Annotated in this window: 17 protein-coding genes; 14 read left to right on the top strand and 3 right to left on the bottom strand. The window is 67.9% G+C overall.

Going from position 1 to position 14,581, the window contains the following annotated elements:
- Positions 1-46 precede the first annotated feature (46 nt).
- The 5 genes from JWS13_RS31795 to JWS13_RS31815 all read left to right on the top strand — a co-directional run bounded on the left by JWS13_RS31795 (position 47) and on the right by JWS13_RS31815 (position 4,256).
- Positions 47-1,195, top strand: a complete 1,149-nt coding sequence (locus JWS13_RS31795) for an acyl-CoA dehydrogenase family protein (RefSeq protein WP_206009303.1) — start codon at positions 47-49, stop codon at positions 1,193-1,195.
- Positions 1,196-1,257: 62 nt separating this feature from the next.
- The gene (locus JWS13_RS31800) at positions 1,258-2,022 is read left to right on the top strand and encodes an SDR family NAD(P)-dependent oxidoreductase (RefSeq protein ID WP_206009304.1); all 765 of its coding nucleotides are present in this window, start codon (positions 1,258-1,260) and stop codon (positions 2,020-2,022) included.
- Positions 2,019-2,798 carry a crotonase/enoyl-CoA hydratase family protein gene (locus JWS13_RS31805; RefSeq protein ID WP_206009305.1) on the top strand — a complete coding sequence of 260 codons (780 nt, stop codon included), beginning with the start codon at positions 2,019-2,021 and terminating at the stop codon, positions 2,796-2,798. The genes JWS13_RS31800 and JWS13_RS31805 overlap by 4 nt, the downstream gene beginning before the upstream one ends.
- A 30-nt stretch (positions 2,799-2,828) precedes the next feature.
- On the top strand, positions 2,829-3,992 hold the full coding sequence (locus JWS13_RS31810) for a thiolase family protein (protein WP_206009306.1): 1,164 nt from the start codon (positions 2,829-2,831) through the stop codon (positions 3,990-3,992).
- A gap of 24 nt (positions 3,993-4,016) precedes the next feature.
- A complete protein-coding gene (locus tag JWS13_RS31815) occupies positions 4,017-4,256 on the top strand; it encodes a hypothetical protein (RefSeq protein ID WP_206009307.1) in 240 nt (79 codons plus the stop codon).
- Positions 4,257-4,277: 21 nt separating this feature from the next.
- Here JWS13_RS31815 and JWS13_RS31820 read toward each other — a convergent pair whose 3' ends face one another.
- Positions 4,278-4,889, bottom strand: coding sequence for a TetR/AcrR family transcriptional regulator (locus tag JWS13_RS31820; protein ID WP_012689589.1), 612 nt, complete (start codon positions 4,887-4,889; stop codon positions 4,278-4,280).
- A 297-nt stretch (positions 4,890-5,186) separates the two neighbouring features.
- Between JWS13_RS31820 and JWS13_RS31825 the strand changes: the two genes are divergently transcribed.
- Entirely contained in the window at positions 5,187-5,336 is a 150-nt protein-coding gene (locus tag JWS13_RS31825; RefSeq protein WP_206009308.1) for a hypothetical protein, read from the top strand.
- A gap of 87 nt (positions 5,337-5,423) precedes the next feature.
- Positions 5,424-5,804, top strand: coding sequence for a hypothetical protein (locus JWS13_RS31830; RefSeq protein ID WP_206009309.1), 381 nt, complete (start codon positions 5,424-5,426; stop codon positions 5,802-5,804).
- A gap of 191 nt (positions 5,805-5,995) precedes the next feature.
- Here the strand turns inward: JWS13_RS31830 and JWS13_RS31835 are convergent, their stop codons facing one another.
- On the bottom strand, positions 5,996-6,946 hold the full coding sequence (locus JWS13_RS31835; RefSeq protein ID WP_206009310.1) for a hypothetical protein: 951 nt from the start codon (positions 6,944-6,946) through the stop codon (positions 5,996-5,998).
- Positions 6,947-7,099: 153 nt separating this feature from the next.
- Here JWS13_RS31835 and JWS13_RS31840 point away from each other — a divergent pair, with 153 nt between their 5' ends.
- From JWS13_RS31840 to JWS13_RS31870, 7 genes are all read left to right on the top strand, one after another.
- Positions 7,100-8,251 (top strand): acyl-CoA dehydrogenase family protein, encoded by a 1,152-nt coding sequence (locus JWS13_RS31840; RefSeq protein WP_206009311.1) that lies wholly within the window; start codon positions 7,100-7,102, stop codon positions 8,249-8,251.
- A 114-nt stretch (positions 8,252-8,365) separates the two neighbouring features.
- On the top strand, positions 8,366-9,160 hold the full coding sequence (locus JWS13_RS31845; protein WP_087560424.1) for an enoyl-CoA hydratase-related protein: 795 nt from the start codon (positions 8,366-8,368) through the stop codon (positions 9,158-9,160).
- Positions 9,161-9,189: 29 nt separating this feature from the next.
- On the top strand, positions 9,190-9,924 hold the full coding sequence (locus JWS13_RS31850; RefSeq protein WP_206009312.1) for an SDR family NAD(P)-dependent oxidoreductase: 735 nt from the start codon (positions 9,190-9,192) through the stop codon (positions 9,922-9,924).
- Between the two features lie 22 nt (positions 9,925-9,946).
- Positions 9,947-11,608: a class I adenylate-forming enzyme family protein gene (locus JWS13_RS31855; RefSeq protein ID WP_206011822.1), complete on the top strand. Its 1,662-nt coding sequence runs from the start codon at positions 9,947-9,949 to the stop codon at positions 11,606-11,608.
- Between the two features lie 11 nt (positions 11,609-11,619).
- Positions 11,620-12,762 carry an acyl-CoA dehydrogenase family protein gene (locus JWS13_RS31860; RefSeq protein WP_206009313.1) on the top strand — a complete coding sequence of 381 codons (1,143 nt, stop codon included), beginning with the start codon at positions 11,620-11,622 and terminating at the stop codon, positions 12,760-12,762.
- 89 nt (positions 12,763-12,851) lie between these two features.
- Entirely contained in the window at positions 12,852-13,514 is a 663-nt protein-coding gene (locus JWS13_RS31865; protein ID WP_206009314.1) for a TetR/AcrR family transcriptional regulator, read from the top strand.
- On the top strand, positions 13,511-14,110 hold the full coding sequence (locus JWS13_RS31870; protein WP_206009315.1) for a hypothetical protein: 600 nt from the start codon (positions 13,511-13,513) through the stop codon (positions 14,108-14,110). The genes JWS13_RS31865 and JWS13_RS31870 overlap by 4 nt, the downstream gene beginning before the upstream one ends.
- Here the strand turns inward: JWS13_RS31870 and JWS13_RS31875 are convergent.
- Positions 14,107-14,340, bottom strand: a complete 234-nt coding sequence (locus JWS13_RS31875) for a hypothetical protein (RefSeq protein ID WP_206009316.1) — start codon at positions 14,338-14,340, stop codon at positions 14,107-14,109. The genes JWS13_RS31870 and JWS13_RS31875 overlap by 4 nt on opposite strands.
- Positions 14,341-14,581: the final 241 nt, after the last annotated feature.

Genomic DNA, 14,581 nt, shown 5'->3' on the forward strand with positions numbered 1-14,581 from the left:
ATCCGTCGACGGCAATTGCCGTCGACCCATTTTCGAAGGAATCACCATGCAACGCACCATCTTCACCGACGACCACGATGCCTTCCGCGACGTCGTCCGCCAGTTCATCGCCAAGGAGATCGTCCCGAACCTGCCCGACTGGGAGGCGGCCGGCTGCATCCCCCGCGACTTCTACACCAAGACAGCGGCACTCGGGATCAACGGACTGCAGGTGCCCGAGCAGTACGGCGGCGGCGGCATCGACAGCTTCCTGTTCAACACCGTCGTGTACGAGGAGATCGGTTACGCGGCAGCCTCTCTCGGCGGCTTCCAGGTGCACTTGAACACCGTGCTCCCGTATTTTCTCGAATACGCCAATGAGGAACAGCGCGACCGCTGGTTCCCAGGCTTCGCCGACGGTGCGCTCGTCAGCGCGATCGCGATGACCGAACCCGGCATCGGCTCCGACCTCGCCGGTGTCACCACCACCGCCGTCCGTGACGGCGACGACTACGTCCTCAACGGGAACAAGACGTTCATCACCGGCGGCATCAACGCCGACCTCGTGATCGTGGTCGCGAGGACCTCGAAGGATCCCGAGAATCGCCGCAACGGCCTGTCGCTGCTGGTGGTCGAGTCCGGCATGCCCGGGTTCACCCGCGGTCGCAACCTGCACAAGATCGGGATGAAGTCGAGCGACACCGCCGAACTCACCTTCGACAACGTCCGGGTGCCCGCGGCCAACCTGCTCGGTGAGGAAGGTGCCGCCTTCAAGATGCTGGCGCACAACCTGCCTCAGGAGCGGCTGTCGATCGCGATCACCGCGCAGGCCACGGCCACCGCCGCGGTCGACCTGGCGATCGCGTACGCCAAGGAGCGGATGGTGTTCGGTAAGCCGCTCGCCGGCTTCCAGAACACGAAATTCGTGCTCGCCGAGTGCGCGACCGAGTTGCAGGCCGGGCAGGCCCTGATCGACCAGGCGCTGATCGCCCTGGACGCAGGCACTCTCACTCCCGCCGACGCGGCCAAGGTGAAGCTGTTCTGCACCGAGGTGCAGGCCCGGGTCATCGACAAGTGCCTGCAGGTGCACGGCGGCTACGGCTATATGACCGAGTACCCGATCGCGCGACTGTACGCCGATGCCCGCGTCACCCGGATCTTCGGCGGCACCAGCGAAGTCATGAAGAGCGTCATCTCGAAGTCCATGGGGCTCTAGGCATCTCGCACTCCACACCATTCCGGGCACCGCTGGGGCCCGGCCACATCGAAGGTTCATCCATGCAGATCAAGGACATCAACGCCGTCGTCACGGGCGGAGCATCCGGACTCGGACTCGCCACTGCCACCCGGCTGGTCGAGTCCGGCGCCACCGTCACCCTGCTCGACCTCCCCGGTTCGCCGGGGGCCGAGCAGGCCGCGGCGCTCGGGCCCGCGGCGCGGTTCGTGCCGACCGACGTGACCGACGGCGACGCGGTGGCCGCGGCCTTCGCCGCCGCTGCCGAGCGCGGCCCGGTGCGGGCCGTCGTGCACTGCGCAGGCCGCGGACGACCGATGCGCGTGCTCACCAAGGACCGCAAGGCCGCCGACCTCGAGCCCTTCGAGTCGGTGATCCGGCTCAACGTGATCGGGACGTTCAACGTGCTGCGGTTCGCGGCCGAGGCGATGGCCGCGAACGAGTTGCTGGGCGGCGACCGCGGCGTGTGTGTCCTGACCGCGTCCGTCGCCGCCTACGAGGGTCAGATCGGGCAGATCAACTACGCGACGTCCAAGGCGGGCATCGTGGGGATGACACTGCCCGCCGCCCGCGACCTCGCGGGTGTCGGGATCCGGGTGTGCACCATCGCGCCCGGCGTGTTCGCGACGCCGCTCCTTCTCAATGCACGCGAAGACATCCGGGACGCGCTGGCGGCGTCGGTTCCGCATCCGCAGCGGCTCGGCGAGCCGTCCGAGTTCGCCGCGCTGGCCGAGCACATCATCGAGAACGGCATGCTCAACGGCGAGACGATCCGCCTCGACGGTGCGATCCGGATGGCACCGAGGTGACCGCGGAGGCGCCCACGCCGGTCGTGCTGACGGAACGGGTGGGGTCGGTTCTGGTCGTCACGCTGAACCGGCCGCAGGCCCGCAACGCGGTGGACCGTGCGGTCGCGGAGGCGGTCGCCGAGGCGGTTCACCTGCTCGACTCCGATCCGCAGCTGCGAGTCGGTGTGCTCACCGGAGCCGGCGGATACTTCTGCGCAGGAATGGATCTCAAGGCATTCCTGCGGGGTGAGAGCCCACGCGTCGAGGGCCGTGGATTCGCCGGGCTGGTGGAGGCGCCGCCCGCCAAGCCCCTGATCGCCGCCGTCGACGGTCCCGCGCTCGCAGGCGGTTTCGAGATCGTCCTGGCGGCGGACCTCGTCGTCGCCGCGCCGACCGCAACGTTCGGCCTGCCCGAGGTCCGCCGCGGCCTCGTCGCCGCCGCGGGCGGGTTGACCCGGCTGCCCGCACGGCTGCCGCGAGCGGTGGCGCTGGAGATGGTGCTCACCGGCAGGACCATGACCGCCGCGCAACTGCACCCGCTGGGGCTGGTCAACCGGCTGGCCCCCGAGGGCGAGGTGTTGTCGGCGGCACTCGAACTGGCCGCGGAGATCGCCGGCAACGGGCCGCTCGCAGTCCGGGCCAGCAAGCGAGTCGTCGACGAGTCGCCCGGCTGGCCGCACGCGGAGATGTTCGAGCGGACCCGGCAGATCGTGATGCCGGTCTTCGACTCCGACGACGCCCGCGAAGGCGCTGCCGCCTTCACCGAACGCCGCGCCCCGGTCTGGACCGCGACGTGATCACCGAGAACGAGAGAACAGGAACACACCATGCGTGATGCAGTCATCGTCGAAGCGGTACGGAGCCCCATCGGCCGCCGCAAGGGCGGCCTCGCGGAGGTCCACCCCGTCGACCTGTCCGCGACCGTCCTGACCGCGCTGCTCGACCGGGCCGGGGTCGACGCCGCGTCGGTCGACGACGTCGTGTGGGGATGCGTCGGACAGGTCGGTGAGCAGGCCGGCAACATTGCACGCAACGCGGTGCTGGCCGCCGGATGGCCCGAGTCCGTTCCCGGCACCACGATCGAGCGGCAGTGCGGATCGAGCCAGCAGGCACTGCATTTCGCCGCCGCGGGAGTGATCGCCGGCCAGTACGACGTCGTCGTCGCGGGCGGCGTCGAGTCGATGACCCGCATCCCGATGGGATCGGCGCGGCGCGTCGGCCTCGGTGACCCGAACAGCGACGCGATTCGGCGACGCTACGACGGCATCGAGTTCAACCAGGGCCGCGGCGCCGAGATCCTCGCCGACCGGTACGAACTGAGTCGCGGCTGGCTCGACGAGTACAGCCTGCGCTCACACGAGCGCGCCGCCGCGGCCATCGACGAAGGCCGATTCGCCGGCGAGATCGTGCCGGTGACCCTGCCGGACGGAACGAAACTCGACGCCGACGAGGGGATCCGCCGAACCACGACGCTCGAGAAGCTCGCCGAGTTGAAGCCTGCCTTCGGCGACGACGGCCGCGTCACCGCGGGCAACGCCTCACAGATCTCCGACGGCGCCGCGGCCCTGCTGGTGATGTCCGGCGACCGGGCCCGCGACCTCGGACTGACCCCGCTGGCCCGGGTACACACCGCAACCGTCGTCGGCGACGACCCGGTCGCGATGCTGGCCGGACCCATCCCCGCCACCGCACGGGTGCTCGAACGCGCAGGCCTGACACTCGACGACATCGGGGCCTTCGAGGTCAACGAAGCATTCGCCAGCGTCGTCGGCGCCTGGCTGCGGGCCACCGGGGCACCGGAAGACCGGGTCAATGCGCTCGGCGGAGCGATCGCTCTCGGGCATCCGCTCGGCGGATCCGGGGCCCGTCTCGCGACCACCCTCGTGCATCACCTGCGCGCCGAGGGCGTCCGCTACGGGCTGCAGACGATGTGCGAAGGCGGCGGCATGGCCAATGCCACCATCTTCGAAAACCTCGCCGTCACGGTCTGACCCGTGGCTACCGGAGTGGAGAGGGTGGACGCAGCCATACTCGAGTTCGCGTGCCGGTGGCTGCCCTACGGTGGTCCACCGCCCGACGAGATCTGGATCGGGTTCGGTATGACGACACCCGGATTCGACCGGCGACTGTCGAGGATTCTGGAGAGTGTCGGGGCACGCGAAGTGCCTGCCGATGTCCGAGCGCGGCTGCACACCCAACTGTCCGAACGGGCGCGACGGTGGGCGATTCGATCGAGATCCACCCTGTCGTTGTAGGGCGCACGGGTGACGTCTCGCTCAGGCGCGGCGCAGCCCGTCGAACGTCAGCTCGACGACGGCGTCGGCGAGGTCGGCGACCGTCCCGCCGGTGCGCGGGCGGTACCACTCGATCAGCGAGTTGACCGTGCCGAACACGAGCCGGCTGGTGAGAGCGGGATCGATCCCGGGCCGCAGGTCGCCCTCCTCCGCCGCCGCGACCACGAGGTCGCTGACGAAGGCGTCGAACTCGCGGCGGCGGGCGAGCGCGCGACGCTCCACGGCGGTGTTGCCCCGGACGCGCAGCAGGAGCGTGACGTAGGGGAGTTCGGCGGCGAGGACCTCGACACTGCGGCGGACGAGGTACTCGAGGCGGTCGATGTACCGGCCGCTCGTCGCCTTCTCCTCGGTGGTGACCGCGAAGAGAGCGTTGAGTGCGCGCGACAGCGCCAGTTCGAGGAGCTCCGACTTCCCGGACACATGGTGATAGATCGACGACTTCGTGATTCCCAGGCGCTGGGCCAGCACCTCCATGCTGGTGCCGTCGTAGCCCTTGTCGTTGAAGACCTTGACGGCCACAGCGAGCAGCGAGTCGAGGTCGTAGCCGGGGCGTCCGGGCGATCCGGTCTTCCGTGCGGGGCGTGCCGTAGTCATGCGCGCAATCCTTCCAGGTGCAGAACTCCACCGCATCGGTGCGCCGTCCACAGGAGCCGACCGAAGGTTCGGTTCAGTTGAGAATACCGTGACGAGTCCGGCGGCGGTGAACTGTGGGGTCTCGAGGCTTTTCGCCAAATCTCGTCGGCGGTGGCCACTCGGGGTGGGCCGATGGCGGGCATCGCGCCGCGAGTGGGTCGGCCCAATCGGCAAGCCCGAGAGTTCGACGTCCGTAACAGACCAGTCGGTATAAACGATCAGGGTGTCAGGTTATACCGACAATAGGGAGCGGGAACGATGGGTTCGTCTGAGGTCTTCACTGATTTGGTTGCCTGGGGTGCCGAGGGGTTTCTGAACGGAAATCCGGTTCAGTCGGCAGTGGGTGCGGTGCTGTTCCTGGGCCTGGGGCTCTGGGACCTCGTCACCGGTGCACCGATCGTCATCTGAACCGGCCGGGCCTGCGGTACCTGCCAGAGGATGTCCATCCGGGCCTGGCCACTCGACGCCAGACATACTGCTACTGAAAGGATCTCAATGAGAAGCGCAACTATCGCTGCGGCACGCATCACGACCGCCGCCGTATCGGGGCTGGCCTTCGCAGCGATCATCGGCTCCGGCACCGCCCAGGCGGCGCCCCAGGACTGCGTCATTCAGCGGGATGCCTTCAGCGCGACGGCGACCTGCCATGACACCGATGCGCCCCCTGGCAGGGAGTACGCGCTGATCGTCGACTGTTGGGGCCTCCACGGAATCCCCAACGCCTTTCCGTTCTATGCAATCGGGCCATTCAGCCAGTCCAGTCGCTCATTCGCGACGACCGGTCAAGCCACTGGTTCTTGTAGCACGAATTGGGGTGCCCCCTCCTTGGATGCGGGCGTAGTCACCGACGCCCACGTGGAGATCTACCGCCAGTAGCAGGTGCCAGGGACGCGACCGCGTGTCCGCCGATGCGCGGAAACAATATTCGAGGAACCTTCGTCGTCGGCTGGCAGGCCGTGCGGCGGGGTGCCGGGGAGGTAGCGCGATCAAGTCGTGTCGTTCCTCGCCGGTCTGGCGCGGTGGGTGAACCGGGCAGATTCTCTCCGTGAATGGCGGCGTCACCCGGCTCATCGACCCAGCGCCTGGGTGCGGCCTTCCTTTCGTGCCTTCGCGAGGCCGCGGCGGGCCATGAATCCGTTGGCCAGGAGCAGGACCGTCTTGTTCGGCGGCGCAGTGAACCCGCCCTGCGTGTGCGGTGCGTACACCGCCTCGGTGCCGGTGACCTCGATCCAGCCGGTGTTCTGACGGGACTCGAGGCCGACGAGCTGGGGCCGGTACGCGTGGGCGAGCAGGCCGGCGCGGCGACCGCCCTGCGGCACCCCGGCAGGGACCCTCAGACGCACACCCTCGTGGCTCGCCGAGTTCACATCGACGGGCACGACGGTCGGATAGCCGTCCGCCTCGCGGTAGGCGAGCAGCACGTGCGGCAGTTTCCGGGCGCGCTGACCGGTCTTCACTGCATCCACCCGTGGTCCGGTGCCCTTCTTCGGCGGCTTCTGTGGCGCCGCGTCGGCGTCGGGGAGCGGTGCGCCGTACACCTCGGGCTCGCCTGTTATGCGCAGGTCGGGCCAGGCGGTCACCCGTGTCACCGCGACCGTCACCAGTACCCGGTCGGTGTAGTACGCGCTGAGCCAGCGGTCCCAGAATCGGCCACGCCGCGGCGCTCCCACGTAGGGGGCCGAGCGCTCGCCGAGTGCGTCGAGGAGGTCCCGGTCGGGGCTGGGATCGAACGTCGCGTCACCCTGCACGAGCACGTAGCGCCGGCTGGTGCAGTCGCCGACTCCGTGCTCGCGTGCATGGAAGGCGAGTGCCACCCGCGGTTCCGCCTTGATGCGCTCGAGCTTGCGGCCGAAACCCAGCGAGGTGGTGAATCCGACGGTGCCCTGCTCGCGATCGCGCAGCCCGAAGGGCGCCACCGCGGCCACCACCGCGCCACCCGCGGGCGTGACGTACGCGAACCCGCTGGTGAGGTCGTCGCGGATGACCTCGTCGACGTCGTCCGACCAGGTGACCGGCATGTCCCGAGCCTACCCAGGCGACCTGTCGCCGGACCAGACCTTTGCGCTCCCCGAGGGTTGACGCCTCCACCGAAATGAATAATGCTTCATTTGTTGTGAGCAGTCGCTCAAATCTAATGATCATGCATTCACTGCGGCATCGAGGAGCATTCCATGGACCTGACACTGACCGAGGAGCAGAAGGAGTTCCGGCAGCTGGCCCGCGACTTCCTGAACAAGGAGGTCGTCCCGCACCGCGCCGAATGGGACCGCGCCGAATCGGTGGACACCGCGATCGTCGGGAAACTCGCCGACATCGGCTTCTTCGGCATGACCATTCCCGAGGAATACGGCGGGCTGGGCGGCGACTACATCACGTACTGCCTCGGGATGGAGGAACTCGGCCGGGCGGATTCCGCGGTCCGGGGCATCGTGTCGGTGTCGATGGGACTGGTGGGGAAGGTGATCCTCTCGCACGGCACCGAGGAGCAGAAGCACGAATGGCTGCCCCGCATCGCGTCCGGTGAGGCGCTCGCCTGTTTCGGGCTCACCGAGCCCGACAACGGGTCCGACCCCGGAAACCTGAAGACCAAGGCGGTGCGCAGCGGCGACGAGTACGTCATCAACGGTTCCAAGATCTTCATCACCAACGGCACGTGGGCCAAGGTGTGCCTGGTGTTCGCGCGCACCGGAGGTCCGGGGCCCAAGGGTGTTTCGGCCTTCCTGGTCCCGACGGACACCCCCGGCTTCGAATCCCGCGAGATCCACGGGAAGCTCGGACTCCGCGGGCAGGCGACTGCCGAGTTGTCGTTCACCGACGTGCGGGTGCCTGCGAGTTGCCTCCTCGGATCGGAGGGGCAGGGCTTCTCCATCGCGATGCACTCGCTGGACAAGGGCCGCGTCTCGGTGGGCGCCGGATGCGTGGGGATCATCCAGGGCTGCCTCGACGCGGCCGTCGACTACGCCCGCGAGCGCACGCAGTTCGACCGTCCGCTCGCGTCGTTCCAACTCGTGCAGGACCTGATCGCCGACATGTCCGTCGACGCCGACGCCGGGCGGCTGCTCACCTGGCGGGCGGCCGACCTGATCGAGCGCGGGGAGCCGTTCGGGACGGCCGCGTCGAAGGCGAAGTACTTCTGCAGTGAGGCCGCGGTTCGTGCCGCCAACAATGCGATCCAGCTGTTCGGCGGGTACGGCTACGTCGACGAGTACCCCGTCGCCAAGTACATGCGCGATGCGCGGGTGATGACGCTGTACGAGGGCACGAGCCAGATCCAGAAGTTGCTGATCGGCCGGGCGGAGACCGGGATCAGCGCCTTCCTCTAGCGGTCGTGACCCTTGACACACTCCGGGTGTGAATGTACGTTCATTCTTATCGAATACTGGTTCACAACGTTTGAACCGAAACTCATCACAGCCTTTTCCGAGGAAGGAATCACCGTGACCGTTTACGAAGACATCACCTACGAGGTCGACGGCCCGGCGGCGATCGTCACGATCAACCGCCCAGCCCGCTACAACGCATTTCGCGGTAAGACCGTCGAGGAACTGATCAAGGCGTTCCGCTCGGCGTGGGCCGACGACGCGGTGCAGGCGATCATCCTCACCGGAGCGGGGGAGAAGGCGTTCTGCACGGGCGGCGACGTGAAACAGCGGGCGGAGACCGGCGACTACGGCCCCACCGAGAGCGGCATGTTCGAGATCGGCAACCTGCACAAACTCATCCGCGACGTCCCCAAGCCCGTCATCGCGGCGGTCAACGGCATCGCCGTCGGCGGCGGCCACGTGCTCCACGTTCTCTGCGACCTCACCATCGCGTCCGAGACCGCGAAGTTCGGCCAGGCGGGACCGCGGGTGGGCTCCTTCGACGCGGGCTTCGGCTCGGCGTTCCTGGCGCGCGTCGTCGGTGAGAAGCGGGCCCGCGAGATCTGGTACCTCTGCCGTCAGTACGACGCCGTCACCGCCGAACGCTGGGGCCTGGTCAACTGGGTCGTCCCCGCCGACCGGTTGCTCGACGAGGCGAAGGCCGTCGCCGCGGAGATCGCGGAGAAGAGCCCCACCACCCTGCGTTTCCTGAAGCAGTCGTTCAACGCCGACACCGACCACCAGGCCGGACTGAGCAACCTCGCGATGTCTGCGCTCGACCTGTTCACGCATTCACCCGAGGGGCTCGAGGGGGCGACGGCGTTCGCGGAGAAGCGCAAGCCCGAGTTCAACAAGTACGTGAACGCCTGAGTCCGACACACACGGGAAGGAGAAACACCATGAGTAACAACATCGCAGTGGTCACGGGCGCAGGATCCGGCATCGGCCGCGCCATCGCGCTCGCGCTCGCCGAGCAGGGCGACCGGGTGGTCGTCGCCGACCTCGACCTGCAGGCCGCGGAGAAGACCGCGGCCGAGAGGCCCGACCGGCTCTTTCCGATGACCGTCGACGTCGCCGACCGGACGCAGGTCGACGCCTTGCGTGACCGGGTGACGGCCGAGGTGGGGGTCGCGAACATCCTCGTCAACGCGGCGGGATGGGACCGCACCGACCAGTTCCTCAACGCCACCACCGAATTCGCCGAGAAGGTCGTCGCCATCAACTACCTCGGCCCTGTACACATGTGCAGTGCCTTCCTCCCCGGCATGGTAGAGGCGGGTGGCGGTGGGCGGGTCATCAACCTCGCGAGCGATGCCGGCCGTGTCGGCAGCGCGGGGGAGAGCATCTACGCGGGTGCGAAGGGCGGCGTGATCGCCCTGTCGAAGTCGCTGGCCCGGGAGATGGCCCGGCACAGGATCAACGTCAACTGCGTGTGCCCCGGCCCGACCGACACACCGCTGTTCCAGGCGCAGGCGGAGAAGCTGAAAGAGGCTCTGGTCAAAGCTATTCCGTTCCGCAGGCTCGCGCGCCCGGAAGAGGTTGCGGCGCCGGTCGTGTTCTTCGCGTCCGAATCCGCGTCGTTCATCACCGGCCAGGTGATCAGCGTCAGCGGTGGCCTCACCATGGCCGGCTGACCGGCACCGGGACGGAGGACTCATCATGTACGCATACGATGCTCACGCCTATCGTCAGTACTTCGAGCACGACTTCACCTATCTGAACGGCTTCCGGCGCAACACGCACCGGTACGCCGATCGACTCGCGATGCAGTCCCCGTCGACCGGCGAGAGCTGGACGTATGCCGAACTCGGCGACCGGGTCGACCGGCTCGCCACCGGACTCGCCCGCGCGGGTGTGGGTCCCGGTGACGTCGTGGCCTACCAGTTGTTCAACGGCCCGGAGTTCGCCCAGCTGTACCTGGCCGGGCAGGCCTGCGGGGCAGTCGGATCGCCGATGAACTTCCGGCTCGCGTCCGGCGAGACGGCGTACATCCTCGACGCGAACCGTCCCACGGTGTTCGTCTACGACACCGAGATCGGCGACATGGTGCGGGATGCGCTGGCGCGCTCCACCCACAAGCCCGCGCTCGTCGTCGCCGTCGGTCCGGGAGAGCCCCTGCCGGGGAACGGCTTCGAGGTGATCCGGTTCGACGACCTCGTCGCCGAGTCGGCGTCGCCGCCGGAGGTGACCCGCACGGTGTGGGACGAGACCACCCGGCTGTTCACGTCGGGAACCACCGGCATGCCGAAGGGCGTCCCGCTCAACAGCATGATCGAGATCTTCAGCGCCCACGACGTGATCATGCACTTCCCGCTGACGGCGGAAGACAAGACGCTGAACATGACGCCGTGGTTTCACCGCGGTGGGCTGTACTGTGCCGGACCGAATCCCACGTTCTATCTCGGCGCGTCTCTGGTGGCGCTGCGCAGCTTCGACGCCGACCTCACGCTCGACCACGTCGAGGAGTACGGGCTGACGTTCCTGATCGGCGCCCCGACCAACCTGGCGATGCTCGCGCGTGCCCAGGAGGAGAAGCCCCGCGACCTGTCCACCCTGAAGGGCATCGTCACGATGGGTGCGCCCCTCGAGCGGGAGGCGGCGCTGCACTACCAGAAGGTGCTGAATCCGCGCATCTTCAACGGCTACGGCAGCACCGAAGGTTTCTGGAACACCTTCCTGCGGCCCACCGATCTGCCCGACATGGCCGGGACCGCGGGACGGGCCTGCATCGACGACGACGTCGCCGTGGTCAAGTTGTTCGACGACCGCCTCGCCGACGCGCACGAGACGGTCGCGAGGGACGGAACCGAGATCGGCGAGGTCGTCGTCCGCTCCCCGAAGGGCGCCAACGCCTATTTCGATGCCCCGGAGCAGGAGAAGCAGAAGTTCCGGAACGGCTGGCTGCACATCGGCGACCTCGCCACCTGGGACGAGAAGGAGTTCGTGACGATCGTCGGACGCAAGGACGACATGCTCCTGTCCGGCGGCGAGAACGTCCATCCCGTGCAGATCGAGGAAGCGCTGAACGAGCATGCGTCGGTGACGGATTCGCTCGTCGTCGGTGTTCCGGACGACAAGTGGGGACAGGTCGTCGTCGCGTACGTCGTCGCCACCGCACCGGTCCCGTCCGCCGACGACCTGGACGACTTCTGCCGCAGGCACCCCATGCTGTCGCAGTTCAAGCGGCCCCGTGCGTACCGCTTCGTGGAATCCCTGCCCGTGTCGGCGACGGGAAAGAAGCTGCACTACAAGGCAACCGACACAGCGCGCAGGGAGTTCGAGAGCGGGGCATTCGTCACCCCCGGCGCCCCCGGATAGGAGAGAGCACCATGACCATCGAATACGAATTCGAGCACCAGCAGTTCCGGGACAGCGTCCGCAGCTTCGTTCGCGAGCGGATCGTCCCGCGGCACGAGCAGTGGGAGAGCGAAAGCTGCCTCGACCCGGCACTGTTCACCGACGCGGGTAAGCAGGGCCTGCTCGGCTTCCCGGTCCCCGATGCGTACGGGGGTCCCGGCGTCGAGGACTTCCGCTACAACGCGATCGTCATCGACGAGGTCAACCGGGTGGGTGCCGCCGCCGCGGGTATCGCGTTCTCCCTCCAGAACGACGTCGTGCTGCCGTACCTGACGGACATGACGACCGAGGATCAGAAGGCCCGGTGGCTTCCGGGAACCGTCACCGGGGAGACCGTCCTCGGGATCGCGATGACCGAGCCCGGCACCGGCAGCGACCTCACGGGCATCCGCACCACGGCGGTGCGCGACGGCGACCACTACGTGGTGAACGGCAGCAAGACGTTCATCTCCAACGGCCAGAACGGCACGCTGTTCGTCGTCGCCGTGCGCACGTCGCCGGACAAGCACAAGGGGCTATCCCTGCTCGTCGTCGAGTCGGACACGCCCGGGTTCTCCCGTGGCCGCAACCTGGAGAAGATCGGGCTGCACGCCCAGGACACCAGCGAGCTGACGTTCACCGACATGCGTGTTCCGGTGGCCAACCTGCTCGGGGAGGAGGGGCAGGGTTTCTATCAACTCGTCCACAACCTGCCGCAGGAACGGCTGTCCCTGTCCGTCGGCGCCGTCGCGGCCGCCGAAGGAGTCCTCGAGCAGACGCTGGCGTACGTGAAGGAACGCAGCGCCTTCGGGCAACCGATCGCCGGATTCCAGAACACCCAGTTCGTTCTCGCGGAACTGGCCACGGAACTCGACCTGGCCCGCACCTACCTCGACGACTGCATCCGGCAGCACGTCCGCGGGGAGCTGACAGCGGCCCGTGCGGCGCGGCTCAAGTGGTGGACCACCGAACTGCAGGTCCGCGTCGCCGACCGGTGCCTGCAACTCCACGGCGGGTACGGCTACATGCGCGAATACGCGGTGGCGCGCGCGTTCGTGGACGCGCGGATCCAGACCATCTACGGCGGCACCACCGAGATCATGAAGACGATCGTCGCGAAGGATCTCGGTATCTGACACGGACCGGACGACGGTTCCGGTCCCGCGCGGGATACTGTGAATACCCATTCACCACAGGTTCTGCCACCAAGGAGAGGTCATCTGTCATGGCGAAGGACACGTCCGCCCTTCCACTCGACGAGGCGGTCCGCGCCGTCCGCGTCAGCTCGCGTCGACGTCAGGTGCTCGACGCCGCCGTCACGGTGATGCAGCGGACCGGGTTCCATCAGATGTCCATGCAGGCGCTCGCCGACGAGGCGCAGGTGAGCGTGGGGCTGATCTACAAGTACTTCGGCGGCAAGGAGGAGATCCTCCTCGCCACGATCGTCGACATCCTCGACGCGTTCCGCGATCAGCTCGAGCCCGCGATGGACGCCGCGGGAACCGACCCCATCGAGCGGCTGGCCGCCGGTTTCCGGCGGTTCGTCGAGATCGTCGACGAGAATCTGGACGCCGTCGTGCTGACCTACCGGGAGAGCCGGACCCTCGACCAGGACGGGCGTGAGCGGATCAAGGAACTCGAGGTGGCGACGTCCAAGCCGCTCCACGACGCCCTCGAGGCCGCGATCGCCTCCGGGATCGCCGGCGACCTCGACGTCGACCTGACGACGTTCGACATGATGATGCTGGCGCACGGGTGGGCCCTCAAGCACTGGCATTTCGCGTCCCGGTACACCGTCGACCAATACATCACGGCGCAAACACGATTCATTCTCCGCACCGTCCTGTCGGATCGGAGCGCCGCGGCGTACCGGCACCTCACCGAATGACCCGTTGGCGTTTCGACGGTGAGATCACCGGACTGGGCACCGGGTCGGGTGTCCGCATCGTCGTCGGCCACTGGTCCCGATCGCCGCTGGGGGAGTTCACCGACGTGATGGTCGAACACGCCGACGGCCTGCGCATGCTCCTCGCACCGTCGGACGCCGTCCGCGATTTCGTCACCGCGACGTACACCTTCGACCGGACGGTGATCACGCCCGTCCACTACACGCGGTCCGGCGACACTCGGACGGTCCGGGCAGGCGACCTGCACGTGCGGTTCGAGGTCGGGAACCGCACCCCGCTCGGACGCCTGCTGAACATGGTGCCGCGGACCGTCGCGAGCGCGCCGTGGTTCTGCGCGGTCAGCGACCCGATCGCCCGCGTCGTTCTCCGCGGTGTGCGCACCCGTGGCACCGCGGGCAACGGGCGTCGCGAGTTCTACGGCGCCGTCGACCAGCGGCGGCTGGCCGGAATGTCCGCCACCTGGTGCGGCGAGAACCTCGGCGCCCTGACGCCGGTCGATCCGCCCGTCCGGTTCGGGTTCGGCTCGACCCCGCGGACCCCGGCGGTCACATCGATCGTCACGACGATCGACGGCTAGTCGAAGAGCGTGGGGGACTCTCCCGGCTGATCGCGGGCGGGCGGTTCGACTTCGCCCGCCGGGCTCGTCGCCTTGTGCACCACGGACAGCGTCGTCGTCCGGACCGACAGTCGATGTCCGTCGGGATGCTGCAGCGAAGCCATGCCCTTGCTGACCTCGATGACCAGCCAGGGGCCGGCGTGACCGGACGCCTGCACCAGATCACCCACCTGTATCTGTACGGCTACCACCGCGTCCTCCCAAGGTCTACTGCATCGGCCTGTGCCCAGCGTAGCGACATCGGCCGGTGTCAGCCGACTGACCGGAGTAAGCCGTCGAGGCGGGGAGGGTCACCTCGATATGATGCACATCGAGGTCTGTCCGATAACTCCACGACTGATCCGAGCAAGCACGATGACGCGACAGTGGTCACGGTGGTCAATCGGAGCGCTGTCGCGGCGCGACGCCGCCTCCTCGTTCGGGGCTGTCGAC

The sequence above is a fragment of the Rhodococcus pseudokoreensis genome (genome assembly GCF_017068395.1).
Taxonomy (GTDB): domain Bacteria; phylum Actinomycetota; class Actinomycetes; order Mycobacteriales; family Mycobacteriaceae; genus Rhodococcus_F; species Rhodococcus_F pseudokoreensis.

Excerpts from the sequence above, each read along its gene's own strand:
- JWS13_RS31795 (WP_206009303.1), top strand. The coding sequence starts at position 47 with ATGCAACGCACCATCTTCACCGACGACCACGATGCCTTCCGCGACGTC.
- JWS13_RS31800 (WP_206009304.1), top strand. The coding sequence starts at position 1,258 with ATGCAGATCAAGGACATCAACGCCGTCGTCACGGGCGGAGCATCCGGA.
- JWS13_RS31810 (WP_206009306.1), top strand. The coding sequence starts at position 2,829 with ATGCGTGATGCAGTCATCGTCGAAGCGGTACGGAGCCCCATCGGCCGC.
- JWS13_RS31820 (WP_012689589.1), bottom strand. The coding sequence starts at position 4,889 with ATGACTACGGCACGCCCCGCACGGAAGACCGGATCGCCCGGACGCCCC.
- JWS13_RS31825 (WP_206009308.1), top strand. The coding sequence starts at position 5,187 with ATGGGTTCGTCTGAGGTCTTCACTGATTTGGTTGCCTGGGGTGCCGAG.
- JWS13_RS31830 (WP_206009309.1), top strand. The coding sequence starts at position 5,424 with ATGAGAAGCGCAACTATCGCTGCGGCACGCATCACGACCGCCGCCGTA.
- JWS13_RS31835 (WP_206009310.1), bottom strand. The coding sequence starts at position 6,946 with ATGCCGGTCACCTGGTCGGACGACGTCGACGAGGTCATCCGCGACGAC.
- JWS13_RS31840 (WP_206009311.1), top strand. The coding sequence starts at position 7,100 with ATGGACCTGACACTGACCGAGGAGCAGAAGGAGTTCCGGCAGCTGGCC.
- JWS13_RS31850 (WP_206009312.1), top strand. The coding sequence starts at position 9,190 with ATGAGTAACAACATCGCAGTGGTCACGGGCGCAGGATCCGGCATCGGC.
- JWS13_RS31860 (WP_206009313.1), top strand. The coding sequence starts at position 11,620 with ATGACCATCGAATACGAATTCGAGCACCAGCAGTTCCGGGACAGCGTC.
- JWS13_RS31865 (WP_206009314.1), top strand. The coding sequence starts at position 12,852 with ATGGCGAAGGACACGTCCGCCCTTCCACTCGACGAGGCGGTCCGCGCC.
- JWS13_RS31870 (WP_206009315.1), top strand. The coding sequence starts at position 13,511 with ATGACCCGTTGGCGTTTCGACGGTGAGATCACCGGACTGGGCACCGGG.